The organism is Aeromonas sp. S9(2024) (assembly GCF_041403185.1).
In the GTDB taxonomy this organism is placed as follows: Bacteria; Pseudomonadota; Gammaproteobacteria; order Enterobacterales; family Aeromonadaceae; genus Aeromonas; species Aeromonas enteropelogenes.
In genome coordinates, this window is sequence record NZ_JBGLRE010000010.1 from 76,639 (window position 1) to 103,041 (window position 26,403).

24 protein-coding genes are annotated in these 26,403 nt (G+C 60.0%); 6 read left to right on the forward strand and 18 right to left on the reverse strand.

Annotated features, from left to right (window positions below):
* Position 1: 1 nt before the first annotated feature.
* The gene (gene apaG / locus ACB028_RS15955; RefSeq protein ID WP_342013930.1) at positions 2-364 is read left to right on the forward strand and encodes a Co2+/Mg2+ efflux protein ApaG; all 363 of its coding nucleotides are present in this window, start codon (positions 2-4) and stop codon (positions 362-364) included.
* Between the two features lie 6 nt (positions 365-370).
* Positions 371-1,192 (forward strand): symmetrical bis(5'-nucleosyl)-tetraphosphatase, encoded by an 822-nt coding sequence (locus tag ACB028_RS15960; RefSeq protein ID WP_371144701.1) that lies wholly within the window; start codon positions 371-373, stop codon positions 1,190-1,192.
* Positions 1,193-1,257: 65 nt separating this feature from the next.
* On the opposite strand, the gene ACB028_RS15965 is transcribed toward ACB028_RS15960, so the two are convergent.
* Complete coding sequence (locus ACB028_RS15965) at positions 1,258-1,758, reverse strand: 2TM domain-containing protein (protein ID WP_371144702.1); 501 nt, start codon at positions 1,756-1,758, stop codon at positions 1,258-1,260.
* 172 nt (positions 1,759-1,930) lie between these two features.
* Entirely contained in the window at positions 1,931-2,920 is a 990-nt protein-coding gene (locus ACB028_RS15970; RefSeq protein ID WP_371144703.1) for a luciferase-like monooxygenase, read from the reverse strand.
* 240 nt (positions 2,921-3,160) lie between these two features.
* Here ACB028_RS15970 and ACB028_RS15975 point away from each other — a divergent pair, with 240 nt between their 5' ends.
* Entirely contained in the window at positions 3,161-6,043 is a 2,883-nt protein-coding gene (locus ACB028_RS15975) for an HD domain-containing phosphohydrolase (protein WP_371144704.1), read from the forward strand.
* Positions 6,044-6,099: 56 nt separating this feature from the next.
* Here the strand turns inward: ACB028_RS15975 and ACB028_RS15980 are convergent, their stop codons facing one another.
* The 5 genes from ACB028_RS15980 to rplU all read right to left on the reverse strand — a co-directional run bounded on the left by ACB028_RS15980 (position 6,100) and on the right by rplU (position 11,687).
* Positions 6,100-7,794 (reverse strand): AMP-binding protein, encoded by a 1,695-nt coding sequence (locus ACB028_RS15980; RefSeq protein WP_371144705.1) that lies wholly within the window; start codon positions 7,792-7,794, stop codon positions 6,100-6,102.
* Positions 7,795-7,963: 169 nt separating this feature from the next.
* Positions 7,964-9,334 (reverse strand): YjiH family protein, encoded by a 1,371-nt coding sequence (locus ACB028_RS15985; RefSeq protein ID WP_371144706.1) that lies wholly within the window; start codon positions 9,332-9,334, stop codon positions 7,964-7,966.
* 363 nt (positions 9,335-9,697) lie between these two features.
* Complete coding sequence (gene cgtA / locus ACB028_RS15990) at positions 9,698-10,900, reverse strand: Obg family GTPase CgtA (protein ID WP_042028257.1); 1,203 nt, start codon at positions 10,898-10,900, stop codon at positions 9,698-9,700.
* Between the two features lie 200 nt (positions 10,901-11,100).
* Complete coding sequence (gene rpmA / locus ACB028_RS15995) at positions 11,101-11,358, reverse strand: 50S ribosomal protein L27 (protein WP_005304202.1); 258 nt, start codon at positions 11,356-11,358, stop codon at positions 11,101-11,103.
* Between the two features lie 17 nt (positions 11,359-11,375).
* Complete coding sequence (gene rplU, locus ACB028_RS16000; protein WP_005304210.1) at positions 11,376-11,687, reverse strand: 50S ribosomal protein L21; 312 nt, start codon at positions 11,685-11,687, stop codon at positions 11,376-11,378.
* Between the two features lie 243 nt (positions 11,688-11,930).
* Between rplU and ispB the strand changes: the two genes are divergently transcribed.
* On the forward strand, positions 11,931-12,902 hold the full coding sequence (gene ispB / locus ACB028_RS16005) for an octaprenyl diphosphate synthase (protein WP_224211084.1): 972 nt from the start codon (positions 11,931-11,933) through the stop codon (positions 12,900-12,902).
* Positions 12,903-12,973: 71 nt separating this feature from the next.
* Here ispB and ACB028_RS16010 read toward each other — a convergent pair whose 3' ends face one another.
* The 10 genes from ACB028_RS16010 to ACB028_RS16055 form a co-directional block, all read right to left on the reverse strand.
* Positions 12,974-13,162, reverse strand: a complete 189-nt coding sequence (locus tag ACB028_RS16010) for a DUF2065 family protein (RefSeq protein ID WP_371144707.1) — start codon at positions 13,160-13,162, stop codon at positions 12,974-12,976.
* Positions 13,163-13,268: 106 nt separating this feature from the next.
* Positions 13,269-14,150, reverse strand: a complete 882-nt coding sequence (hflC, locus tag ACB028_RS16015; RefSeq protein WP_026456015.1) for a protease modulator HflC — start codon at positions 14,148-14,150, stop codon at positions 13,269-13,271.
* A 3-nt stretch (positions 14,151-14,153) separates the two neighbouring features.
* Positions 14,154-15,302: an FtsH protease activity modulator HflK gene (gene hflK, locus ACB028_RS16020; RefSeq protein ID WP_026456016.1), complete on the reverse strand. Its 1,149-nt coding sequence runs from the start codon at positions 15,300-15,302 to the stop codon at positions 14,154-14,156.
* Between the two features lie 85 nt (positions 15,303-15,387).
* Entirely contained in the window at positions 15,388-16,674 is a 1,287-nt protein-coding gene (gene hflX, locus ACB028_RS16025; RefSeq protein ID WP_371144708.1) for a ribosome rescue GTPase HflX, read from the reverse strand.
* A 63-nt stretch (positions 16,675-16,737) separates the two neighbouring features.
* Positions 16,738-17,001 carry an RNA chaperone Hfq gene (hfq, locus tag ACB028_RS16030; RefSeq protein WP_026456017.1) on the reverse strand — a complete coding sequence of 88 codons (264 nt, stop codon included), beginning with the start codon at positions 16,999-17,001 and terminating at the stop codon, positions 16,738-16,740.
* A 72-nt stretch (positions 17,002-17,073) separates the two neighbouring features.
* Positions 17,074-18,003 carry a tRNA (adenosine(37)-N6)-dimethylallyltransferase MiaA gene (miaA, locus tag ACB028_RS16035; protein WP_371144709.1) on the reverse strand — a complete coding sequence of 310 codons (930 nt, stop codon included), beginning with the start codon at positions 18,001-18,003 and terminating at the stop codon, positions 17,074-17,076.
* Positions 17,993-19,870, reverse strand: a complete 1,878-nt coding sequence (mutL, locus tag ACB028_RS16040; protein ID WP_223379961.1) for a DNA mismatch repair endonuclease MutL — start codon at positions 19,868-19,870, stop codon at positions 17,993-17,995. The genes miaA and mutL overlap by 11 nt, the downstream gene beginning before the upstream one ends.
* Positions 19,871-19,884: 14 nt before the next feature.
* Positions 19,885-21,351: an N-acetylmuramoyl-L-alanine amidase gene (locus ACB028_RS16045; protein WP_223380415.1), complete on the reverse strand. Its 1,467-nt coding sequence runs from the start codon at positions 21,349-21,351 to the stop codon at positions 19,885-19,887.
* A gap of 23 nt (positions 21,352-21,374) precedes the next feature.
* Complete coding sequence (tsaE, locus tag ACB028_RS16050) at positions 21,375-21,848, reverse strand: tRNA (adenosine(37)-N6)-threonylcarbamoyltransferase complex ATPase subunit type 1 TsaE (RefSeq protein ID WP_371144710.1); 474 nt, start codon at positions 21,846-21,848, stop codon at positions 21,375-21,377.
* Between the two features lie 9 nt (positions 21,849-21,857).
* Positions 21,858-23,369, reverse strand: a complete 1,512-nt coding sequence (locus ACB028_RS16055; RefSeq protein WP_371144711.1) for an NAD(P)H-hydrate dehydratase — start codon at positions 23,367-23,369, stop codon at positions 21,858-21,860.
* Between the two features lie 114 nt (positions 23,370-23,483).
* On the opposite strand from ACB028_RS16055, the gene queG reads away from it, so the two are divergent.
* Positions 23,484-24,638: a tRNA epoxyqueuosine(34) reductase QueG gene (gene queG / locus ACB028_RS16060; protein ID WP_371144712.1), complete on the forward strand. Its 1,155-nt coding sequence runs from the start codon at positions 23,484-23,486 to the stop codon at positions 24,636-24,638.
* Between the two features lie 83 nt (positions 24,639-24,721).
* Positions 24,722-25,465 (forward strand): polyphosphate--glucose phosphotransferase, encoded by a 744-nt coding sequence (ppgK, locus tag ACB028_RS16065; RefSeq protein WP_371144713.1) that lies wholly within the window; start codon positions 24,722-24,724, stop codon positions 25,463-25,465.
* A 74-nt stretch (positions 25,466-25,539) separates the two neighbouring features.
* Here ppgK and ACB028_RS16070 read toward each other — a convergent pair whose 3' ends face one another.
* Complete coding sequence (locus ACB028_RS16070; RefSeq protein WP_026457144.1) at positions 25,540-25,995, reverse strand: hypothetical protein; 456 nt, start codon at positions 25,993-25,995, stop codon at positions 25,540-25,542.
* Between the last annotated feature and the right edge of the window lie 408 nt (positions 25,996-26,403).

Below are 26,403 nucleotides of genomic sequence, written 5' to 3' on the forward strand. Positions count from 1 at the left end.
CGTGACCACCCCGTGCATCGTGATCCGCCCCTACCCCAGTTATGTGGCGGACTCCAAAGACCCATATCAGTTTCACTATCTCATCGAGATCGAGAACCTGGGGCCCGGCCCGGTGCAGTTGCTGCACCGGCGTTGGCTCATTACGGATGCCAATGGCAAGATGCTGGAAGTCGAAGGTCCAGGCGTGGTCGGGGAACAGCCCGTGATCGCCGAGGGGGAGACCTACCGCTACCAGAGCGGCGTCCCGCTGGTGACCCCGCTCGGGGTGATGGAAGGGCGTTATACCCTGCAAGATGGCTCTGGTCAGCAATTTGAGGCGCCCATCGCCCCCTTCACGCTGGCCATCCCCAATATTATCAACTGAGGTTTCATGGCGAACTGTTTTGTCGGCGATATCCAGGGCTGCTATGACGACTTGCGCCGTCTGCTGGATCTGGCCGGGTTCGATCCCGCGTATGACGTTCTCTGGCTCTGTGGTGACCTGGTCGCCCGCGGCCCCGACTCCCTCAACACCCTGCGCTTCGTCAAGGGACTGGGCAACCGCGCCGTCACCGTGCTCGGCAACCATGACCTGCACCTGCTGGCGGTCGCCAACGGCGTCGCGCCGCTCAAGAAAAAAGACCGGTTGCAGAGCCTGATGGAGGCGCCGGATCGGGACGAACTGCTGGAGTGGCTGCGCCACCGGCCGCTCCTGGCGGAACACCCAGATCTGCCGATCATGATGGTGCATGCCGGCATCTCGCCGGCCTGGGATGCCCGCACAGCCCGCAACTGTGCCCGCGAGGTGGAGAGCCTGCTGCGCGGTGACCAGTACAGCTGGCTGCTGCACAACATGTATGGCGATCAGCCCGACTGCTGGCGGGACGATCTGGTCGGGATAGACCGCTACCGCTACATCATCAACACCTTCACCCGGATGCGCTTTTGCTACTTCGACGGCCGGCTCGACTTCAAATGCAAGAAGGGTCCCAGCGAATCGACCCCGGGCCTGCGCCCCTGGTTCGAGCAGCGCGAGCACCATGTGGATGATCCCATCCTGGTGTTCGGCCACTGGGCAGCCCTGATGGGCAAGACCGACAAGCAGGATATCAAGGCACTCGATACTGGCTGCGTCTGGGGCAACAGCCTCACCCTGTGGCGCTACGAGGATGATGCCCTGATCGCCACCCCCTGCCCGGTGCATGCGAGCTGATCGCAGCCCATACTGGCTGCATGAAAAAGCCCGACTGATAGTCGGGCTTTTTATTGTCAGGCGGGTTACAACTTGCGCCCCAGCCGTTTCTCTATCTGGCGCCGCTCCCACTCCGGGCCAAACAACTTGAAGGGCTGGAACAGGTTGATGGCGTGAGAGATCAGCCCCAGCCCCCAGCCCAGCGCCGCCCACCAGGCCCAGATATAATCCGGGTTGCTCAGATAGTTGATGACAAACAGCCCGCCGATCACCACCAGATAGCTGGCGATGTGGTAGTAGAAGCCTCTGAGATCCTCCACATAGCTCATCGCCGCCCGCTCCTCGGCCGATACCTGCCCCCAATCCCGTTTCCTCGTCTCGCTGCCTTTCATCTCGTGCTCCTGTTGCTGTACTCCATCCAGTTGAGCCACATCGAGTTCAAAGACGGCGGCCAGGGCCTTGAGGGATTCCAGTCCGGGCTGCTGCCCCTGCTCAATCCGCTGGATGGTGCGGACACTCAAGCCGGAGAAGGTCGCCAACTGCTCCTGTGACCAGCCCCGCTGCAATCTCAACTTCCTGACGATCATCTTGCACTCCTTGTGGTGATTGACGGGGCCAGCATAGGGTCAACATCGGGCAAGGTGAGACGACAGCAAGCCGACATAAACCTGACAATCTTTTAAAATCATAATGTTAACTACAGGCCATGGAAACAGGTGTCGCCTGCGGCTGACAAGCACCAGCCGCAAACTGCCTGGCTTACAGACTCTTCATCAACTCGGCGGCGATCTCGAAGGAGCGCAGCCGCGCCTGATGATCGACGATAGGGCCGTTGAACATCAGCTCGTCGGCCCGGGTTTCCACCAGCAGCGACTTGAGGCCATGACGTACCTGTTCCTGATCCCCTACCAGGGAGCGGGCCAGCGTTTGCTCCATGGCCATCAGCTCGCGGGGTGACCAGGTGTCACCCAGTGACTGGACAGGGGCAGGCAACTTGCCGGCATCACCGCGATAGAGGCGCAGAAACTGCTGCTGCACCGTAGTGAACTGGAAGCGGGCCTCCCGCTCGCTGTCGGCGGCGATCATGTTGACGCACACCACCGCATAGGGCTTGGGCCAGCGGGCCGAGGGGCGATACTGGGTGCGGTAAATCTCCAGCGCCTGCAGCAGCAAAGCGGGGGCGAAGTGAGAGGCAAAACCAAACGGCAACCCCATGGCCGCCGCCAGCTGGGCGCTGTAGAGACTCGAGCCCAGCAACCAGACCGGCAGATGCAGTCCCTGGCCAGGTACCGCCTGCACCGCTCCCGCCTCATCGCCAAAATAGTCCATCAGCTCGCGCACATCTGCCGGAAAATCATCGACGTCTCCGCTGCGCTGGCGGCGCAGTGCCTGCATGGTGCGCTGATCGGTGCCCGGTGCTCGACCCAGGCCCAGATCTATCCGATCCGGATAGAGGGAGGCGAGCGTGCCAAACTGCTCGGCGATCACCAGCGGCGAGTGATTCGGCAGCATGATGCCACCCGCCCCTATTCTCAGGGTGCGGGTCGCTCCCGCCAGGTGGCCGATCAGCACAGCAGTGGCGGCACTGGCAATGCCCGGCATGTTGTGGTGCTCGGCCAGCCAGTAGCGGTGGTAACCCCAGCGCTCGGCATGTTGCGCCAGATCGCATGAGCGGTGGAACGACTCGGCCGGTAGGGAGCCTTCAGGAACCGGCACCAGATCGAGGACGGAATAGGGGATGGCAGACATGGGTCACTCCATTGATTCACAGACCAGTAACAAGTGGGGCAATGTAGCATGAGATACCTGAATGAATCACCTTACAAACCGGTTTCTGTCAGATGCCGAACAAGAGCCAGGACATCCACCTAAAGCGGATGCTGCGACTAATGATGAATAGGTTGAAAGCATCGCTGTTTTTTTAGTCATTTTATTGCCACACTGCTGACTGATCTTTTCTGCAACTGCACGTGTGACAAGGATGTGTCCATGACAACAGCCAGGCCTGGTCGTAAACCCTTCTATGTTCATATCGCCACCCTCTTTATCTTGCTGTTTACCTTTCTGGGAGGGGCGCTTATCACGCTTCAGTTCCAGCAGGATACCCAGCAAGGGCTCGAGCATGAGCGACAGAATTTTTTGCAATACCGGGAACAGCTTGCCCTGGCCTTGCAGTTGAACGAACGTCCCGCCCGCATGTCCCTCAGCCTGCTGCGCACAGGCCGGCTGGCAGGCATGGAGAGCCTGGATGAACGGCTCGGTTACCTGCCGCAGTTGATCGAGGTGCTGGCAAACAGCGCCAGCTATGGTGCCGTCTACGCAGGCTATGAAAACGGCGATTTTTTTCTGGTTCGCAAGCTGACCAGTCGGGCCAGAATGCAGCTGGAAAATGTTCCCCTCGCCAGCACCCTGATGGTGCAGAGCCTGCATCAGGGCAAGGGGGAATTTCTCTACTTTGACCAGCATCTGACGCTGCTCGAGCGCCGGGCCATGCCGCAATACCAGTACGATCCCCGTAGTCGTGACTGGTACAAGCAAGCGCGTCGCCATCCAGGCATTGCCGTCACCCACCCCTATCTTTTCTTCACCACCAAGGAACCCGGAATGACCCTGGCGGTGGAGAGCAAGGACAAACGCGCCGTGCTTGGGCTCGATACCAGCGTCGAGGGACTGTCGGCCCTCATCGGTGAGCTGCGCCTGCCACAACATAGCCAGGTGGTTCTGTTTGATGACCATGCCACCCTGCTGGCCGCCGATCCCAAGGATCTGCCCAGCTTCGAGCAATTAAAACAGCTGCCCATGCTGTCGGCCCTCGCTCACCCCGCCCTGGCCCGGTTGCAGCAGCAGATCACCAGTGAGCCCGGGTTACTGGACACTCCGGTAGAGCTGGATATCAGCCTGCCTGACGGCAACAGCTGGCTGGCCAACCTGGCCCCCCTCGGCGAGGGCTCGCCTTTCTATATTGCCCTGCTGATCTCGACCGATGTGCTCTACCAGCAGGCGCGCGACGCGGCACTGGTCAATCTGGCCCGCACCCTGATCGGTTTGCTGTTGCTGCTGCCGGTGATCTGGTGGGTATCCCGCCGCACCGCCACCCCGCTGCAAGCCCTGACCCGGGAGGCGGAGCGGATCCAGCATTTCGATTTTACGGCCAGCAAGGAGCCCGAATCGGCGATCCGCGAGATCGATGATCTGGCCCGTACCATGTCCGGCATGCGCCTGACACTGGGCAACTTCATGAACATGGGTCGCGCACTGGCTGCTGAACATCGCTTCGACTCCCTGATCAGCCGCATCCTGCACGAGACCACGTCAGCGGTACAGGCTACAGGAGGCTGCCTCTATCTGGCGCAAGATCAGCAGATGGTGGCAGTCAATGCGTGCTGGTTGCAGGGCGACTTGCCAATCGAACAGGTACCCTGGCAACCGGCACTATTCGGGACTCAGGTCGCCGCCAACCGGCTCTCCGTCGGCATCGACCAAACGGGCTGGCAGCAATACATGAGCAGCTGGGGCTCCTTCCCCGGCCCCAGTGAACTGGTCGCCGAGCCCCTGCGCAATCACCGCCAGGAGTTGATCGGTTACCTGTTTCTGATCCTGCCCGAGTGCTCGCCACGGGAACTGGTCTCGCGGATCAGCCTGATCGAAGCGCTGGCGGGGACTTCCGCCTCCGCCATCGAGAACCAGCGCCTGCTGGAAGAGCAGAAGCAACTTCTGGAGTCCTTCATCGAGCTGATGGCGGGCGCCATCGACGCCAAGAGCCCCTATACCGGCGGTCACTGCCAGCGCGTGCCCGAGCTGACCAAGATGCTGACCGAGGCGGCCTGCGCCCAGCGACAGGGCCCCTTTGCCGATTTCAGTCTCAACGAGGAAGAGTGGGAAGCCATCCATATCGCAAGCTGGCTGCACGATTGCGGCAAGGTCACCACCCCGGAGTTCGTGGTCGACAAGGCCACCAAGCTGGAGACCATCTACGACCGGATCCACGAGATACGCACCCGTTTCGAGGTACTCAAGCGCGATGCCTATATTGAGGCCCTCTGTGCCAGGCTGCCAGAGTCAGAGCGGAGCGCCTGCCGCGAAGCGGTGGCTCCACGTTGGTCGGAACTGGACGAAGAGTTTGCTTTCGTGGCCGAATGCAATCTGGGTGGCGAGTGGATGGCCCCCGAGAAGATTGAGCGGCTCGACGCCATCGCCAGCCGCACCTGGTTGCGCACCCTGGACGATCGGCTCGGCATCAGCCGCGAGGAGCTCAAGTTGCATCAAAGCGAGCCGGCGTCGACCCTGCCCTGTGTTGAGCAGCTGCTGGCCGACAAACCCTCCCATCTTATTCCGCGGCCCCAGCAGGACAGGTTTGACGATGGCAATCCCTGGGGGTTCAAGGTCAAGGTGCCCAAACATCTCTACAACCGCGGGGAGCGCTACAACCTGGCCATCGGCCGCGGCACCCTCACCGAGGAGGAGCGCTACAAGATCAACGAGCATATCATCCAGACCATCCGCATGCTGGAGCACCTCCCCTTCCCGCGCCATCTGCGCAGCGTACCGGAAATTGCCGGCGGCCATCATGAGCGGATGGATGGCAAGGGATACCCGCGCCAGTTGCTGGGGGAACAGATGAGCATCCCGGCCCGCATCATGGCCATCGCCGACATCTTTGAGGCGCTGACCGCAAGCGATCGCCCCTACAAATCGGGCAAGACGGTCTCCCAATCCCTGGCCATCATGCAGAACATGGTGCGAGAACAGCATATCGATCCGGCCCTGTTTACCCTGTTCGTCAGCAGCGGTATCTGGCGCGACTATGCCAAGCGCTTCCTGACCCCGGAACAGCTGGACGAAGTGGATCAGGAGATACTGCTGGCCAGCTAGTTGCCACCACACATTGAAAAGGGGCCCGCGGGCCCCTCTTCTCTTGGCAGATCGTATCAGCCGCCAGCCTCGACATACTGGCGAGTCAGCTCGGCCGTCATCATCTCCCGCATCCTGAATTTCTGCAGCTTGCCGGTCACCGTCATGGGGTACTCTTCCACGAAGCGGATATAGCGCGGCACCTTGAAATAGGCGATGCGGGCCGAGAGGAAGTGCTTGATCTCCTCCTCGCTCGCCACCAGATCCGGCCTGAGCTTGACCCAGGCACACACCTCCTCGCCGTAGCGTTCGCTGTCAACGCCAAATACGGCCGCATCCTGCACCGCCGGGTGCTCGTAGAGGCGCTCCTCGATCTCCCGTGGATAGATGTTCTCGCCACCACGGATGATCAGATCCTTGATGCGCCCAACGATCTGGACATACCCCTCTTCATCCATGATGCCGATGTCCCCGGAGTGGAGCCAGCCATCATCATCTATGGTCTGTGCCGTCTTGGCCGGATCCTGCCAATAGCCCTGCATCACCCCATGGCCGCGACAGCAGATCTCCCCCTTCCCACCGATGGGGACCGTCTCGCCGCTCGCATCAACCAGCTTGATCTCGGTGTGGGCGAGGGCACGGCCCACCGTGCTCACCCGCTTGTCCAGCGGCGCATCGATGGCGGTCATGTGATTGATCGGACTGCACTCGGTCTGGCCATAGGCAATGGTTACCTCGGTCATGTGCATCAGACTCTGGACCTTGCGCATCAGGGGTTCGGGGCAGATGGCCCCGGCCATGATGCCGGTGCGCAGGGAGGAGAGATCGAAGCTAGCGAACTGTGGCAGCTCCAGCTCGGCGATGAACATGGTCGGCACCCCGTGCAGGGCGGTGCAACGCTCCTCGCTCACCATCTGCAGGGTTGCTACCGGGTCGAAGGCCTCCGACGGAAACAGGGCGCAGGCACCCACGCTGATGCAGACCAGATTGCCAAGCACCATGCCAAAGCAGTGGTAGAGCGGCACCGGGATACAGAGTTTGTCCTGCTCGCTGAACGCCATGCCGCTCGCCACCAGCCGCGCATTGTTGAGGATGTTGCGATGGCTCAAGGTGGCCCCCTTGGGGTTGCCCGTGGTGCCCGAGGTGAACTGGATATTGATGGCATCCTCCGACTTGAGGCTGGCACCCACCCGGGCCAGCACGGCGGGATCCACTCCCTCCCCCAAGGCCTGCACGGCATCAAAATTCAGCATGCCGGGGGTCATCTCCTCCCCGAGCCGGATCACCATCTCCAGGGTTGGCAGACGGGCGGCGGCGAGCCGTCCCGGCGTACTGCCGGCCAGTTCGGGGGCCAGCTCGTTCAACATGGCGAGGTAATCGCTTCCCTTGAAGGCGCTGGCACAGATGAGGGCACGGCAACCCACGTTGTTGATGGCAAACTCCAGCTCGTAACTGCGATAGGCGGGATTGATGCAAACCATGATGGCGCCGATGCGAGCGGTGGCAAACTGCACCAGGCACCACTCTATGTTGTTCGGTGACCAGATGCCGACCCTGTCACCCGGCTTGATCCCGAGTGCGAGCAACCCCTTTGCCAGTCTTTCGATCCGGGCCAGATATTCGCGGTAGCTCCAGCGGATCTGCTGGTGGCGCACCACCACGGCGGGGCGGTCGGGAAAGCGTTCGGCTATCTCTTGCAGATAAGTGCCAATGGTCTGGGATAGCAGAGGTTGGTCACAGGGACCGGTCCGGTAGCTGAGCAGTGAGGTCATGGGTGACTCCTGGCCACATGGGTTGGAATTGCCTACTGCTCGGCTGGCACGGGTTCAATTTGTTACATTAATGTAAATGCCAATTCTTGAGAAGATTCACTTTGGTCTAATGTTGACCATAAAAAAACGGCCAACCGAAGTTGACCGTTTTTAGTCCGCAATGGCTGTTTTAGAACAGCAAGTGCGCCACACCGGCGATGACCGGCAGGGTCACCAGGGTGCGCAGCAGGAAGATGACGAACAACTCCCACAACTTGACCGGGATCTTGCTGCCCAGCAGCAGGGCGCCCACTTCCGACATATAGATGAGCTGGGTCACAGACATGGCGGCGATGACGAAGCGGGTCATCTCGCTTTCGATGGTGGAAGCCAGTACAGCCGGGATGAACATGTCGGCAAAGCCAACCATGATGGTCTTGGAGGCCGCCTCGGCCTCCGGCAGTTGCAGCAGCTCCAGCAAGGGAACAAAGGGAGCCCCCAGCCAATTGAAGATGGGAGTGTGTTCGGCCAGCATCAGGGCACAGGTACCGATGGCCATCACCACGGGCAGCACGCCAAACACCATATCCAGTGCATTCTTCACCCCTTCCCGCGCTACGGCACCGAGGTCGCTCACGCTCTCGGCTTTGGTCAGCGCCCGCTCGTAACCGTAGCTCAGCACGCTGTGGCGATGCGGTACCACCTCCTGCTTGCGGCACAGGGGAGAGCCATCGGCGTAGACATCCTTCTTCCAGGAGAGCGGCGGCAGACGCGGAACTACGATGGCAGCCACCACGCCGGCCAGGCAGACGGTCAGGTAGAAGGGTACGAACATGTGCTCCAGCTTCACCTGGGAGATCACCACCAGACAGAAAGTAATGGAAACCGCAGAGAAGGTGGTACCGATCACGGCCGCTTCACGCTGGGTATAGAACTTGCCTTCATACTGTTTGCTAGTCAGCAGAATGCCGACGCTGCCGTCCCCCAGCCAGGAGGCGAAGCAGTCCACGGCGGAACGACCCGGCAGACGGAACACGGGACGCATGATGCGGGTCATCATGGTACCGACGAACTCCAGCAGACCAAAGTCGAGCAGCAGGGGCAGCAGCAGGCCGGCAAAGATGAATACGGAGAACAGTACCGGCAGCAGATCGTGCAACACCAGCCCGCCGGTGGCGCCCGAATAAAGCACCTCAGGCCCCATCTGGAAGAAGGTTAGCAAGACGAAGATGCCGCCCAGCACCCGCACGCTGGCCCAGAAGGGGGAGACATTGAACAGGCTGTTGAGGAAAGGACGGCGAACCAGGATGGCCGGTTTGAACAACCAGGCGATGATCGTCATCAGCATGGTGGTGGTGATCACGGCGCTGACCATGGCGACCAGATAGTCGGCAAAGACCAGCTGAACCAGCTTCGCCAGCACGGCGACCGGGATGGTGACATTGCCTTCATAGACGACCGGCGTCATGAACAGCAGGATCCCGATGAGGGACGGGATCAAAAACATCAACAAGTTGCGGCGGGTGTTGACCGCCGGTGCTTCCAGACTCTTTTCCAACATGATGTGACAACCTTAACGTTACTTTCCTTAGCCTGGTCAACCTGCATACTCACGCATAACCCGGCAAAACGGGCGCAAGAATACTCTAAAAAAATGCACAAACAACCTTTTTATGGATAAATCTGCGCATAAATATTTTTACAGGAAAACCATCCATCAAAACAACCCGTTACAGAAGCGCATATCGATTCATTCGACATCGCTAGCAGATTGTTTCATTACTGTTAATTCAGGTGGGCAGTATAATCGGTTAGCCATCACAGGCAATAAGCAGCATCACAAATATATCTATTGAATCCGACTGACAGGCATAAAAAAACCGGAGCCTTCGCAGGCTCCGGTTTTCAATGCCAGTGACGGGATTCAGTCACGGACATAAATGACTTCGACGCCATCGTCGTCATCTTCATCCCAGTCATCATCGTCGAGCCCTTCGTCGAAGGCCATGGACGCGGCCAGCGCCTCGGCTTCGGCCTTGGCCAGCTGGTTCTTGTGGTAGTCATCCCACTTGAACTCAACTTTCTCGATGGCTTCTTTCGCATCGGCTTCCAGCTGACGGGGCATAGTATCCAGCAGATCCAGGATGTCGTAGCAGACCTTCTTGGTCCCTTCCTTGCTGATGGCGGTGATTGCGTAGATGGGCCCTTCATGGTTCAGGGCAGCCTTGACCCGATCCATCACCTCCTGAGCCTCTTCTTCCAGGATCAGGTCCATCTTGTTGAACACCAGCCAACGCGGCTTGCTCGCCAGCTCGGGGCTGTATTTCTCAAGCTCGCGGACTATGGTCACAGCATTTTCAGCCGGATCGGAACCATCGATGGGGCAGATATCCACCAGGTGGATCAGCACGCGGCAACGCTCGAGGTGCTTGAGGAAGCGGATACCGAGGCCAGCACCTTCGGCAGCCCCTTCGATGAGGCCCGGAATGTCGGCAATCACGAAGGAACGGGAGTTCTCGCCACGCACCACGCCCAGGTTTGGCACCAGGGTGGTGAAGGGGTAGTCGGCCACTTTCGGACGAGCGGCGGAAACGGCGCGGATAAAGGTGGATTTGCCGGCATTGGGCAGACCCAGCATGCCGACGTCGGCCAGCAGCAGCAGCTCCAGCTTCAGGGTACGCACTTCACCCGGGGTGCCGTTGCTCTTCTGGCGCGGCGCACGGTTGACCGAGCTCTTGAAACGGGTGTTGCCAAGACCGTGGAAACCGCCCTTGGCGACCAGCAGCTTCTGCTCATGATGAGTCAGATCACCCAGCAGCTCGCCGGTGTCTTCATCGGTAGCGCGGGTACCGACCGGCACGCGCAGGATCTTGTCCTTGCCGCGGCGACCAGTACAGTTGGCGCTCTGGCCATTCTCGCCACGCTCGGCGGCATGGAAACGCTCGAAGCGATAGTCGATCAGGGTATTGAGGTTCTCGTCGGCGATCAGGTAAACGTCGCCACCATCACCACCGTCACCACCATCCGGGCCACCGTTCGGGATATATTTTTCACGGCGAAAGCTTACACAACCGTTACCACCGTCACCGGCATCGACTCGAATCTGGACTTCATCAACAAACTTCATAGGTAACCGTCACCTTAATTCGAAAAACCGATACGCAATTATAGTGGTACAGACCCCTGCGGGCGATACGCATATTGCCAATCATGTCCTGCAGAACCGGGGTCGGCTGCGTTCCGTTTTTTCGTCAAAAACATCAAAAAGACGTCAGAAAAACAAAAGCCCCGCCTGTTGGCGGGGCTTCGGATCCTTGCGGTCCGTAATTACTCAGCAACGATGCTAACGTACTTACGGTTCAGCGGACCTTTGACTTCGAACTGCACCTTGCCGTTCGCGGTAGCGAACAGGGTGTGGTCCTTGCCCAGACCAACGTTCTCACCAGCGTGGAACTTGGTGCCGCGCTGACGAACGATGATGCTGCCAGCCAGAACTGTTTCGCCGCCGAAACGCTTCACGCCCAGGCGTTTAGCTTCAGAATCGCGACCGTTGCGGGATGAACCGCCAGCTTTTTTGTGTGCCATCTATCGGACTCCTCTAATTAAGCGCTGATGCCAGTGATTTTGACTTCAGTGAACCACTGACGGTGGCCCGCTTGCTTACGGTGGTGCTTACGACGACGGAACTTGACGATAGTCACTTTCTCGCCACGGCCGTGAGCCACAACTTCAGCTACAACCTTGCCACCTTCAACGAAAGGAGCACCTACTTTAAAAGTGTCGCCTGCAGCAACCATCAGCACTTCGTTGAAGTCGATGGTAGCGCCAGTCTCAACGTTCAGCTTTTCCAGACGAACGATTTGACCTTCGGCCACACGGTGTTGTTTTCCGCCGCTTTGGAATACCGCGTACATTTGATTAACTCCGTAAAGGCATGTCTTTTGCTCAAGGCCAGACATGCGCAAAAACCTATAACAATGGGCGGGCATTCTACGCAAATCGATCTGCTCAGGCAAGGCCAATTTAGCAAAAAGTTTATTTTGTGCGCATATCTGCCGCCGTGGATAAACGCTTAACTGTAACCCATTGTGAAATCGTGTAGAATCCCCGCCATTACTAAAAATCGCAGTTATTGCTGCCGTCACGTTACGAGACTTATGGACCAACAGACTATCCGTGCGCTCTGTGCCGCCGACATGACGGCGGTCAATGAACTGATCCTGGCTCGACTTCAGTCCGACGTTAGTCTGATCAATCAGCTGGGTTTCTATATTGTCAGCGCCGGCGGCAAACGGATGCGCCCCATGCTGACCGTCATGGCAGCCCGTGCGCTGGGCTACGAGGGTGAAGATCACCTGAAGCTGGCCGCCATCATCGAATTCATTCACACCTCTACCCTGCTGCACGACGACGTGGTCGACGAATCCGATCTGCGCCGCGGCCGGGAAACCGCCAACGCCCTGTTTGGCAATGCTGCCAGCGTCCTGGTGGGCGACTACCTCTACAGTCGCTCCTTCCAGATGATGAGCGAGCTCTCCAACCTGAGGGTGATGGAAATCCTGTCGGATGCCACCAACACCATCGCCGAAGGGGAAGTGTTGCAGCTGATGAACTGCAACGATCCCGACACCACCGAAGAGAGCTACATGACGGTCATCTATTGCAAGACCGCCAAGCTGTTTGAGGCCGCCACTCGCCTCGCTGCCGTGCTGACCCATCAGCCTGAGCCGGTCGAGCAAGCCATGACCGACTACGGCATGTATCTGGGTACCGCCTTCCAGATCATCGACGATGTGATGGACTACTGCTCCCAGAGCGACGACATGGGCAAAAACGTGGGGGACGATCTGGCCGAAGGCAAACCGACCCTGCCGCTGTTGCGGGCCATGGAAGTGGGTACGCCGCAAGAGCGCCAACTGGTGCGCGATGCCATCGAGCATCGCAATGGCATGGAGCATCTCGATCAGATCCTGGCCATCCTCGAGCGCACCGGCGCCCTGGAGTACTCCCGCATGCGGGCTCGCGAGGAGGCCGACAAAGCCATCGCCGCTCTCACCATTCTGCCGGACTCCCAGCACAAGCAGGCGCTGGAGACTCTGGCACATATGGCGGTGCAGCGTAGCGCCTGAGTCAAGGCTCAACCACACACGAAAAGAGGCCGAACGGCCTCTTTTTTATTTTCTGATTCGCACCGGTTGGCTTAACGCGCAAGCATCCAGAGGATCACGCCTCCGGCCACCACCAGAGAACCGCCGATGCGGCGCAACAGCTCGGGGGGCTGCTCGCTCAGCAGGCGCAGCATCTGCTGCCAGGCTCTTGGCATCAACAGCGGACCCAGCCCTTCAAACAGCAGCAACAAGCCCAATCCCATCAGTACAGATGTCAGCATCTTGTTCCCTTCTGCTCCCCTCTTCTGCCGGCATCACTGTGGCTGGCACCCAAGAAAAAAAAGGGTCTGACAATGCAGACCCTTTGCAACTACTTTTCCCAACGGCTTACTTGCTGCCGTTCGGCGACTTGAGGTAACGGAAGAACTCGCTGTCCGGCTTGAGCACCATCAGCTCATTGCCACCGGAGAAGCTCTTGCGATAGGCCTCCATACTGCGCACGAAGCTGAAAAACTCGGGGTCTTTCTTGTAGCTGTCGGCATAGATCTTGGCGGCCTCGGCATCCCCTTCACCACGCAGCTGACGGGCATTACTCTCGGCATCGGCGATCATCACGGTCACCTTGCGGTCGATGTCGGCACGCAGGATCTCCGCCTTCTCACGCCCCTGGGAGCGATGCTCACGGGCCACTGCGGTACGCTCGGCGCGCATCCGCTGGTAGATGGAGTTGGAGACTTCCACCGGCAGGTTGATCTGCTTGATCCGCACATCCACTACCTTGATGCCGAGCTCGGAGGAGCGCGCCATCTTCTTCAGGGCATCTTCCATCACGGTACTACGCTCGCCGGAGACGATATCCTTGATGGTGCGGTTACCGATCTCGGAACGCAGACCGTTGTTGATCTTGCGCTTGAGCAGGTCTTCGGCCTGCAGTTTGTTGCCACCACCGGTCGCCAAGTAGTACTTGGAGAAGTCCTCGATCTTCCACTTCACGTAGGAGTCGATGATGAGGTCTTTCTTCTCGGAGGTGACGAAGCGGTCGGCCTGGCTGTCGATGGTCTGGATACGGGCATCCATCTTGCGAACCTGGTCGATGAGCGGCACCTTGAAGTGCAGGCCCGGCTCATAGAGGCGCGGCTCGCCGGAATCAACCCGCTTCACCTTGCCAAACTGCACCACGATCCCCTTCTGACCTTCATCAACGATAAAGACAGAGGAGAAGCAGACCATGGCCGCGACAGCGATTGCACCAATAGCTAGCTTTTTCATCTATCAGTTTCTCCCTGAGCTGAAGCGGTCACCGCTACGCAGCGGCATCGGAGTGGAGTTGGCCCCCTCGTTGGAAACCGGCGCCGGCTCTACGGTCGGAGCCACGGTCGAGCGCTGTGGCTGAGCCACGTTCGGCTTGCCAGACAGCTTGTCGAGCGGCAGGTAGATCATGCTGTTGTTGCCAGCAGGCATGTCGACCAGCACCTTGTTGGCTTGCTGGTACAGCTCTTCCATGGTTTCCAGATAGATACGGTTACGGGTCAGCTCGGGTGCAGCCTGATACTGGGGCAGCAGCTCGTTGAACCGAGCAACCTCACCCTGGGCCTTCAGCACAATCTGGGACTTGTAGGCTTCGGCCTCCTGCTCCAGACGCTTCACCTGGCCACGGGCCTTGGGTTCCACTTCACGGGCATAGGCTTCCGCTTCACGAATGAAGCGCTGTTCATCTTCCTGGGCGGCGATAGCGTCATCAAACGCATCCTTCACCTCTTCCGGCGGACGAGCCGGCAGGAAGTTGACGTCCACGATCTGCAGACCCATCTGGTAGGGCTCGATGATGCCATCGATCACTTCCCAGGTTTCCTGACGGACCTTTTCCCGACCCGTGGTCAGTACGTCATCCATCTTGGTGTGGCCCACCACGTAGCGCAGGGCACTGTCGGTGGCCTGGCTCAGGCTCTCGTCGGCATTGGTCACACTGAACAGGTACTGCTCGGGATTGACGACGCGGTATTGTACGTCCATCTCGACCCGCACCACGTTCTCATCCTGGGTCAGCATGAAACCGGATGCCGGCAGGGAGCGCACGGACTCGACGTCCACCGGGATCACCTGATCGATAAAGGTCGGCTTCCAGCGCAGGCCCGGCTCGACAATGTGGGAAAACTTGCCAAAGCGCAGCACGGCACCGCGCTCGGCTTCACGAATGGTGTAGAAGCCGCTGACGACCCACACCACCACGGCGACCACCAGCGCGATGGAAATACCAAAGCGACCCACATCGCCGCCAGACTTGCCGCCACCCAGCAGGCCACCGAAACGGCGACTCACCTTGCGCAGCATTTCATCCAGATCAGGGGGCCCCTGATTCTTGCCGTTGTTCCCCCAGGGGTCACGGTCTTTGCCGTTGTTACCAGGCTCATTCCAAGCCATCAGCGTCTCCATTAATACTTGCGGATGGATATCATCTCTATCGAACCCTCATCGTTGATGAAGCCTGTCAGCATTCACCGACGAATCAATGTCTGATAAAGCGTTGTAAACTCTCACCTTCCTGTTTCACGAGGCGGTTCCAGTCGGCCACTTGCAAGCGGACTTCCAGCACAAAATCCCCCTCCTCGCTAAAACCTTCCTGCTCAATCCCTTTCAACTGATAGAGCGCACTGCGCAATCTCGCGGCAGAAGGCGGCAACTGCAGGGTGTGATGCACCATGGAGCCAGCCAGCAGCTCGGTCAGGGCCTGAAACAGGTATTCACACCCTTCACCGGTCTGGGCAGACAGCCAGACGCGCAACGGGCGTCCTTCTTTATCCCGCTCCAGGCCAGCCGGACGGTCCGCCAGCTTGTCGATCTTGTTGCAGATCATCAGCTGGGGGCGGTCGTCCGCTTCGATCTCGGCCAGCACCAGCTGCACGGAGTCGATATTCTCCTGCATCTGCTCATCGGCACAGTCCACCACATGCAGCAACAGATCCGCTTCGCGGGTCTCCTGCAAGGTCGCCTTGAAGGCGGCGACCAGATCATGGGGCAAGTGCCGAATAAATCCAACCGTGTCTGCCAAAATCACATCACCCACGTCCCGGATCACCAGTTTACGCAGGGTGGGGTCCAGGGTTGCGAACAGTTGGTCGGCAGCATACACGCTGGCAGCTGTAAGTTGGTTGAACAAAGTAGACTTTCCGGCGTTGGTATAACCAACCAGGGATACTGTCGGTACTTCATTGCGATTGCGGGCGCGGCGCCCCTGTTCCCGCTGCTTGGCTACCTTTTCAAGCCGACGCAAAATCGCCTTGATGCGTTCACGCAGCAGACGTCGGTCGGTTTCAAGCTGGGTTTCCCCCGGACCGCGCAGACCGATCCCCCCTTTTTGACGCTCAAGGTGGGTCCAGCCTCGCACCAGGCGAGTAGAAAGATGGCGTAACTGAGCCAGTTCGACCTGCAGTTTACCTTCGTGGGTTCTGGCCCGCTGGGCAAAGATATCGAGGATCAGGCCGGTTCTATCCACCACCCGGCACTGGAACAGACGCTCCAGGTTGCGCTCTTGGGCAGGGGTCAGGGCATGGTTGAAGATCACCACGTCGGCGTCCAGCATCTGGACCTGGGATGCGATCTCTTCAGCCTTGCCACTGCCGACAAAAAATTTGGCACTGGGGGCACTGCGACTGGTGGTGATCACCGCCAGCGCATTGACTCCGGCAGAGCTCACCAACATCTTGAGCTCTTCCAGATCCTCCCGTTCACCCTCATCACTGAAGTTGACATGCACCAGAACGGCCTGTTCGCCAGCTTCATAACGGTCAAACAAGCGCTTGCTCCTTAACAGGAATCATGATGAATCTGAGTTGACGAGTGGACTCGTCCCGGGATATCACGCCTCGGCGTCACCCTGTTCATCAGCACCACCGTTGGGAGCAGGCTGATGATGGTTGACGGCACGGGCCGGCACCACGGTGGAGATGGCGTGCTTGTAAACCATCTGGCTCACGGTGTTCTTCAGCAGGATGACAAACTGATCGAAAGACTCGATCTGACCTTGCAGTTTGATGCCGTTCACCAAATAGATAGAAACAGGAATACGCTCACGGCGCAGCGCATTCAAAAACGGGTCTTGGAGAGATTGCCCCTTAGCCATTTTTCTTTTCCTTATAGTTTGTTGTTTTTAAACATCGAATCTCAATATAACAACCTGATTATACAGGGAGTGTCAAGCCACACCAGCGCGAGCAAGCACGCGTTCCAGATTGCCAGACTCACCAGATTCCAACCAGATCACATCGGGCCAACCGCGCAACCAGGTCATCTGTCGTTTTGCCAATTGGCGGGTGGCAACGATGCCACGATAACGCATCTCATCATACTCTATCTCACCGTTCAGATAGTCCCACATTTGGCGATATCCGACGCAGCGAATAGAGGGCAGATCCGGTGTCAGATCGCCGCGGGCCATCAGGGCCCTCACCTCCTGTTCGAAGCCCCCTTGCAGCATTTTGTCGAAACGCTGTTCGATACGCTGATGCAGCACGGCACGATCCTTCGGCGCAATGGCAAACTGTTGCACCCGATAGGGCAACCCCTCTCCCTGTACCTGGGTCAATTCGGTGAGCGTCTTGCCGCTGATGCGGTAGACCTCGAGCGCCCGGCTGAGCCGCTGCGGATCGTTGGGATGAATGCGGGCACCGGCTACCGGGTCGATGCGCACCAGCTCGTCGTGCAACGCCTGCCAGCCGAGGCGGGCCGCCTCTTCTTCAATGCCGGCACGAATGGCCGGATCGGCGGAAGGCAGGGGTGACAGCCCCTCCAGCAACGCCTTGAAATAGAGCATGGTGCCACCCACCAGCAGCGGAATGCGGCCGCGATCGGCGATATCCTTCATCTCCCGCAGGGCATCCTTGCAAAAATCCGCCGCCGAGTAGCTCAGGGCCGGATCCAAGATGTCGATCAGCCGGTGAGACGCCAGCGCCAGCTCGGCCGGGGTCGGCTTGGCAGTGCCGATATCCATACCGCGATAGATCAGGGCCGAATCGACGCTGATGATGTCGCAGGGCAGCGCCTGACACAGTTCGATGGCGAGATCCGTCTTGCCGGAGGCCGTCGGCCCCATCAAAAAAATTGCAGTCGGCAAGTCACTCGCCATGCTTGAACTCCTCCAGCACGGCCGCCAGCGAGAGCGGGCGCACCATGCGAACGTCTGCCAGTTGGTCAGCGTGATCGGCAACAAGTTCCGTCAGCAACCGACTGGCAGTTGAAAAATCGTATACTTTCTCGCGGCTTATCCCCTGCTCCACCAGCCATTGGCATAATACTTCAGCCTGCTGGCCGGCATCACTGTCAGATCCACCCTCAATGATTTGCAGCAATTCGGGTAACAGCCGTACCAGGTCGGTCTGACGCAGCAAGGCGGGTACCCGAGTCAGGATCATGGTGTCGCGCCCACCGCTTTTCAACTCCAGCCCCATCCGTTTGAGCAAACGCTCCTGCGCCTCCACCAGGGTCATCAGGTTTTTGGGCAACTTGAAGGAGACCGGCAACAACAGTGGCTGGGCCGCCAGCCCCTGGCCCCAGGTCTCCAGCAGCCAGTGACGCAGCAGCAGGCGTTCGGCCCGCACCAGCGACAACAGTGCCAGCTGGCCATCCCGCTCTATCAGCAGATAGGCCTGCTCCACCAGAGTAAGCGCCCGGCAACCCTGTTGTGCGGGTGGCCTGGGAGCGTCAGCAGGGGCGTTTGTCGCAACTTGCGCCGATTCGGCGATGGGCAAGGTGGTGAGCAGCGCTCCCATGCCCCGCATCGCCTCGCGGCTCGGGGGCTCGGGTGGCTGGTAGCTGCCGGCGCGCCCTGCACCTGAGCTTCCCGATCCTCCTTCTCGCACCTGAGCCGGCGCCCGGTAGTTGTGCTCGGCGCCATACCATTCGGGACGAGGCGCCTGCCCGGGATATTCGATCTGCGGACTGACCGGCAGTTCGACCAGGGTTTCGGCCAGCGGCTCATCGGTGGCGGTACCAGCCCCTTCACGGCGCAGTGCGGTAAAGAGCGCCTGGAAGATGAAGTCGTGGATGAGGCGGGCCTGATGAAAGCGCACCTCGTGCTTGGCGGGGTGGACATTCACATCCACCTGACGGGGATCCAGCTCGATATAGAGCACATAGGCGGCGAAGCGATCGGCGGGCAACAGCTCGTCATAGGCCTGACGGATGGCGTGATTGATGAGCTTGTCGCGCATCATGCGGCCATTGACGTAGGTGTATTGCAGATCGTTTTGCGGCCTGGCCCCTTGCGGAGTGGCCAGCCAGCCCCACAGCCGCACGTCGCTGTGTTCGCTCTCCACCGCCAGCGCATGATGCATGAAGGGCGTGCCACAGACGGCGGCAAGGCGGCGCTCCTGCTCCGGCACCGTATTGGCCGCCTTGTACTGGCGTACCACCTTGCCGTTGTGGCGCAGGATCAGAGTAACATCGAAGCGAGAGAGCGCAATGCGGCGCACCAGCTCGTCGATATGAGCGAACTCGGTCTTTTCGCTGCGCATGAACTTGCGCCGCGCCGGGGTGTTGAAGAAGAGATCCACCACCTCCACTGTCGTACCCACCGGATGGGCCGCCGGCTTGACGGTGACGCTCATCTCGCGCCCCTCGGCTTGGGCTTGCCAAGCTTCGGCCTGCTCCGCCGTGCGGGAGGTGAAGGTCAACCGGGAAACCGAGCTGATGGAAGCGAGCGCCTCGCCGCGAAATCCCAGGCTGTTGATCCCCTCCAGATCGTCCAGAGTCGCGACCTTGGAGGTAGCGTGGCGCGACAGCGCCAGCACCAGTTCATCCCGGGCAACCCCGCAGCCGTTATCACGAATGCGGATCAGCTTGGCGCCCCCCTTGTCGATATCGATTTCGACCCGGTCGGCGCCCGCATCCAGGCTGTTTTCCACCAGCTCCTTGACGACGGAAGAGGGCCGCTCCACCACCTCCCCTGCGGCAATCTGGTTAGCCAGAATCGGAGGCAATATACGGATTGGCATCGCTGGCTCCTGCTTTATTTTTTGGGAATGTAGAGCACCTGCCCTATCTGGATTTCCCGCGATTTCAATTTGTTGATCTCCACCAGACGGGCCTGGCTCACCCCGTACCGTTCGGCAAGGCGAGAGAGGCTCTGGCCGCGGGTGACCACGTGGCGGATCATCTTCGACTTGTCGTTGACCCCGGCACTGGTGGTCGCCGAGTAGGGCTTGATCACCCCGGCGCCGGAGGCGCTGCCCACGCTGCTGACCGGTGCACCACTGTCACGCACGGTCGCCGGCATCCGGTTGGTCACCTGGGGTTGGGGAGCCGGTTTGCTGGCGGCCACCTGTCTGGGCGCCGCAGCTGGCTGGCTCGCCACGCTCTTGCCGGTCAGCATGGCCCCCTTGGTCGGGTGAGCACGGTAATAGTTACGGATCCCCTCGAAGATGGCGCGAGCCAGCTGATCCTGATAGCTGGAGGTGGCCAGCAACTTCTCTTCGGCGTGGTTGGAGATGAAACCCGTCTCCACCAGCACGGAGGGAATGTCCGGCGCCTTGAGCACCGCCAGGCTGGCGTGTTCCGGCGCCTTCTTGTGCAGCCGCGCGACCTTACCCATCGAGCGCAGGATCTGGCGGCTGACGTCATAGCCCTCGGCGCGGGACTTGTCCATCGAGAGATCGAGGAAGGTCTGTGCCAGATAGGGGTTGGGGTCGGATTCGGCCAATACCTTGCCGACCCCGCCGAGCAGTTCGCCCTGCTTCTCCTGCTTCTCCAGCCAGCTGCCCATCTCGCGGTTGGCGCGGTTGGTCGACAATACCCAGACGGAAGCACCACGTGGCGTGGAGTTATGGAAGCTGTCGGCATGAACGGAGACCAGTAGATCAGCCTTCGCCTTGCGAGCGATTTCGGAGCGCTTGTTCAGATCGACGAAGTAGTCGCCACGGCGGGTCAGGATGGCACGCATCCCGGGCTCACGGTCGATGAGAACCGCCAGCTTCTGGGAAACCGCCAGGGTCACCCGCTTCTCGTAGGTGCGACGCGGGCCGATGGAGCCAGGGTCTTCCCCGCCATGACCCGGGTCGATGGCAATCACCACCCCCTTGCCCTTGCCGCCCACCGGCGCCGATCGCACGGCGGCGGCCGAGCGCTTCTCTTCATAGGGCAGGTCGATCACCAGCCGGTGTCCGTAGGGGCCGGCCGGTGCCAACGGAAACACCACCGGCTTGATGGCTGAACTCAGGTCCAGCACCAGCCGCAAGTCGCCCTTCTCCTGGGGCGTGCTCTGGCGCACCTTGCGCACCAGTTCACTGTTGTTCTCGACGCGAGCCAGGTTGGTGGCCACGTTCGCCCCTTTCAGGTCGATCACCAGGCGATCCGGACCGGTCAGGGTGAAGTAGTTGTAATTGGGGGCACTGCTCATGTCGAGCACCACCCGGGTGTTGTCCGGTGATGGCCAGATCCGCACGCTCTTGAGCTGATTCGCCCAGGAGGGTAAGGCCATCAAGGAGAAAGCAATAAGAAGGATCAAGCGCACGTAGATGACAACCGTTCCAGAATGGCTTCGCCAATAGCAGTGCGTGCCTCAATCAGGGCCTCGCGCTGCTCGCCTACATAGGTGAGGGTGATTTCGAGGTCGGGTGCCGGCAGCCAGCCCTCCCCCTTCTCGGACCACTCCACCAGACAGAGGGTGTTGGCAGAGAAGTAGTCGCGGATCCCCATGAACTCCAGCTCTTCGGGATCGGCCAGACGGTAAAGATCGAAGTGGTAGACCTGCCAGCTATCCAGCTCATAGGGTTCGACCAGGGTGTAGGTCGGACTCTTTACCTTGCCCTGATGGCCCAGCCCCTGTACCCAGCCCCGGGTCAGGGTCGTTTTACCGGCCCCCAGGGCGCCATGCAAAAACACCGTGGTCGCCTGCTGACAGGCCTGTGCCAGACGGCCACCCAGAGCCACTGTTGCTGCCTCGTCCGGCAGTGTCATCATCAACTGTTTTGCCATGTTCTTCTTTTAACTTGTAATGGTGTCGGGATTAACCAGTTTGCGGATCCAGGGCAACAGATCGGACGCCAGCATGCCCCGCTCTCCGTCAGCGGCGGCCAGATCGGCAGCCTCTCCGTGGATCACGGCCCCCAGCCGGGCAGCCATGGTGGCGGACCAGCCCTGAGCCAAAAGGGCGGCGATTATACCAGATAACAGATCGCCCATGCCGCCACTTGCCATGCCGGGATTGCCCTCGCAACAGAGCGCGATCCCCTCGTCATCGGCAATCAGGGTACCGGCCCCCTTAAGCAGCACAACGCCGCCGTAACGCTGCTGCAAGGCGCGCACCGCGGCAAACCGGTCGGATTCAATCTCGGCGATGGAGCACCCCAGCAGCCGAGCGGCCTCGCCAGGGTGGGGAGTAAGTACCCAATTATCCTGATGACGGGGAGCTTGCGCCAGCCAATTCAATCCATCAGCGTCTAAAACCAGAGGAATTTTGCTGGTCAATGCCTGCTCGAACCGGGTGCGAGCCCACTCATCCAGCCCGAGGCCCGGACCTATGACCCGCACCGATGCCCAGCCCCCGTCATCCGCCTCATCGCCCCCCATCAATTCTGGCTGGGATAGACTGACTGGCGGATGAACCGGATGCTGACACACTCGCACCAATCCGGCGCCGGTCCGCAGGCAGGCCCTGGCCGCCAGCAGGATGGCCCCCTGCATGGCGCGATTGCCGCCCACCAGCAGCACCTTGCCGTTCACCCCCTTGTGAGCCGAACGCAAGCGCGGCACCAGCTGCGATTTTAGCGCCGGATAATCGAGCCGCCAGGCTGAAGGCAGCACACGCTCATCGGGCATGACGCCAAGATCATCGCACTCGAGTCGGCCGACGCAGTCGACCCCATCCCCGGTGAGCATGCCCTGCTTGATGCCGATAAAGGTGAGGGTGCGGGTGGCGCGCACCACGGCCCCCATGGCACGTCCCGTATCGCCATTGAGTCCGGAAGGCAGATCCACTGCCAGCACGGGCACACCCAAGCCATTGATTGTTGCGACGATCTTTGTCAGTAACGGAACAAGATGTGTACTGACACCCGTCCCCAGCAGGGCGTCAATGACCAGATCGGGGGGAGGAAGACTTGCAAGCACCGGGTCTTCGGCCAGCCAGACCTTTCCCCCGCAGGCCAACCATGCCTCGGCGGCCACTCTGGCATCCCCCTTCAACTGAGCGGGCTCCCTTACGGCGATCACCACGGGCACCAACCCATGCTGGCGGGCGAGGCGGGCCAGTACATAGCCATCCCCACCGTTGTTGCCGGGGCCGGTGAAAATCCACCAGTTGCGACGCTCAGGCCAGTGTCGAATTGCATGGGCAAAGAGGGCCGCACCAGCCCGCTCCATCAGGGCATAGAGCGGTTGCCCTTCACGCCTGGCCCACTCCTGTTCACGAGCGCGGATCTGTTCGGTCCGCCACAGCCCCTGTGATAGACTGTCCGCCTCTTTCTTGCATTCAGCATCCCCGATGACCTGTACCATGACGGCTCCCGACGCTTATCCATTGTCCCGAACCGGCCCAGCCCGGCCCATGATGATGCCTGAGCATCCACTCCTGTTTGCCTTGCAGATCAATTCATTAAGGCATGCAGCGGGATGACGGCCCCCGACTTTGAGCAGTTGGCTCAAGATATCAAGCTCTGGGCCCGCGAGCTAGGATTTGACCAGGCAGGCATCACGGATACGGATCTCGCCATCGAAGAGCCCAGGCTGCAGGCCTGGCTGGATGCGGGCCACCACGGCAGCATGGAGTATATGGCGCGTCACGGCATGATGCGGGCCCGCCCCCACGAGCTGCTGCCGGGCACCCGGCGGGTGCTGTCGGTGCGGATGAACTACCTCCCCTTCGAGGCGGGGTTCGCCGCCACCCTGCGCGATCCGACTCTCGGCTACATCAGCCGCTATGCTCTCGGGCGCGACTACCACAAGGTGCTGCGCAACCGCCTCAAGCAGCTGGGGGAACGCATCGAGCGGCGCTGCACTGAGATGTTTCAAACCACAATCGACCCCATCGGCGAGTGGCGTCCCTTCGTCGATTCGGCCCCCGTACTGGAGCGGCCGCTGGCAGCCAAGGCAGGCCTCGGCTGGGTGGGCAAGCACTCGCTGCTGCTCAATGAGTCGGCCGGTTCCTTCTTCTTTCTGGGAGAGCTCTTGCTCAACCTGCCACTGCCGCTGGACGAACCGGTCGAAAAGGAACAGTGCGGCAAGTGCGTGGCCTGCATCAACATCTGCCCGACCGGTGCGATCAAAGCTCCCTATGTGGTGGACGGACGCCGCTGCATCTCCTACCTCACCATCGAAAATGACGGTCCCATCCCGCCAGAGTTCAGGCCGCTGATGGGCAACCGCATCTATGGCTGTGACGACTGCCAGCTCATCTGCCCCTGGAACCGCTACGCGGACGTCAGCCCGGAGCCCGACTTCAGTGCGCGACCCAATCTGCACCGCCCGCCCCTGCTTGAGCTGTGGCGCTGGAGCGAAAGCGAGTTTCTCAAGCACACCGAAGGGAGCCCCATTCGCCGCATCGGCTACCAGCGCTGGCGCCGCAATCTTGCAGTGGCACTCGGCAACGGGCCGGCCACAGCGGAAGTGATTGAGGCCCTGCAACGGGCCCTTGCTGGAGCCGAGCCTCTGGTGGCCGAGCATATCGAATGGGCGCTGGCGACCCTGGCCAATCGCCAAGAGGAAGAGAGCAAGAAGACTCGCTTGCTGATCCGCTGCATCGAAAAAGGTTTGCCGGATCACGCCTGAGCAATCTGCCCCTTGCCGGCACGCCGCAGTTTTTTCATGCTCTGCCGATCCGTCACGGTCAGCACATTAAAAGGACACCACAGATGCATATGTTGGGAGTGGATATTGGCGGCTCGGGGATCAAGGGCTGTCTGGTCGATACCAAAACCGGCGAGCTGATCGGCGAGCGCCATCGCATTGCCACGCCGCAACCGGCCACACCGGCCGCCATTGCCCATACCCTCAAGGCACTGGTGGAGCATTTCAACTGGCAAGGGCCGGTGGGGTGCGGCTTTCCCGCCACCATCCACCACGGGATCGCCAAGAATGCCTCCAACATCGACAAGAGCTGGATAGAAACCGACGCCGTTCACCTGTTCAGCGATGTCACCGGCCAGCCCTGCTACGTGCTGAACGATGCCGATGCCGCCGGTCTTGCCGAGATGAAATTTGGCGCAGGTAAGGAGCGCCAGGGGGTGATCATCCTCATCACGGTAGGCACCGGCATCGGTACGGCGGTGTTTGTCAACGGCCACCTGCTGCCCAATACCGAGCTGGGTCATCTCGTTCTGGAAGGCATGGTCGCCGAGCACTACTGCTCGGATGCGGTGCGCAAGCGCGAGGATCTCTCCTGGAACCGCTGGGGCAAGCGCTTCAACAAGTATCTGGCCCGCCTCGAGTTTCTGTTCTCCCCCGACCTCTTCATCCTGGGGGGCGGCAGCGCCGCCAAACTGGAGAAGTTTGTCGACCGCATCCAGACCCGGGCGCCGCTCATCCCGGCGGCCAGCCTCAACCAGGCAGGCATCATAGGGGCAGCCCTCTACGCCGCCGAGCAGCATCAGAGCTGAACACTTCGGCGTTGTGACTACCTCCCATAACCAAGGGGCCCGACAGCCATGCCGGGCCCTTCTTTCATATGGCCTTACAAATCATCCAGGCGATGCACCCCGTGTACCAACCGGGTCAGGCGGGTCTGCTCCAGCCGGGCAAGATTCTCGAGCAGCGCCGCCGTATCCGAGGTCGGGCACTCGCGGGCCAGGTGATTGAGCTCGCCCACCAGCTGCTCTTCCCAACTACACACCCGGGTGACGATATCCTGGGTCTGGGCCGTGGCAGGCAGCTCGAACTGGCGAATGCCGGGCAACATGTCTTCACTGAACCCCTGCTCCAGCCAGGTCTCCCTCACCGCCTCGGTCAGCTGGCTGCCATACTCGTGCAGGTGAGCGCAGGCGGCGTCTTCCCGCCCCTGCAAATACACCAGCAACATCCGGCTGCGTTCACTGTCCACCTGAGCGGCCAAGCGCCCGTAGCAGAGCCCAAGCTGGTGATGTACCTGCTCCAGATAGTGCAGCAACTGTTTGATCTGTTGGAATCTCATCGCACTGCCCTCCTTGTCTGATGTCCATCCCAGTATAAAAAACCATCTTTCGTGCCCCAATCAGGATCGCGCTGCCCCTTGCGCTATATCAAATGAACGGGCAAGAAGTGCCATAGACGAGGAAACGGGAACGATTTGTGCAACAAAAAGTAAAAAGATAGGGCGGGGCGTGAACAGGCGCTTCAAACGAAGCAGAACAAAAAGGTCGTGCAAAATCCAATATAAATGACATTTAAGCCAGCATTTCCATGTTAAATTCGGATTGATAGCCACATTTATGAATTCAATATTTAGCTCCTCTTCGCCACAAAACATCATCTCGGGAACGGCATCCTTTTTCTCATTTTTTTAGACGTCTAGATGTATAAATGGTCGTTGACATGGCCATCCAGACATCTTAGCATCATC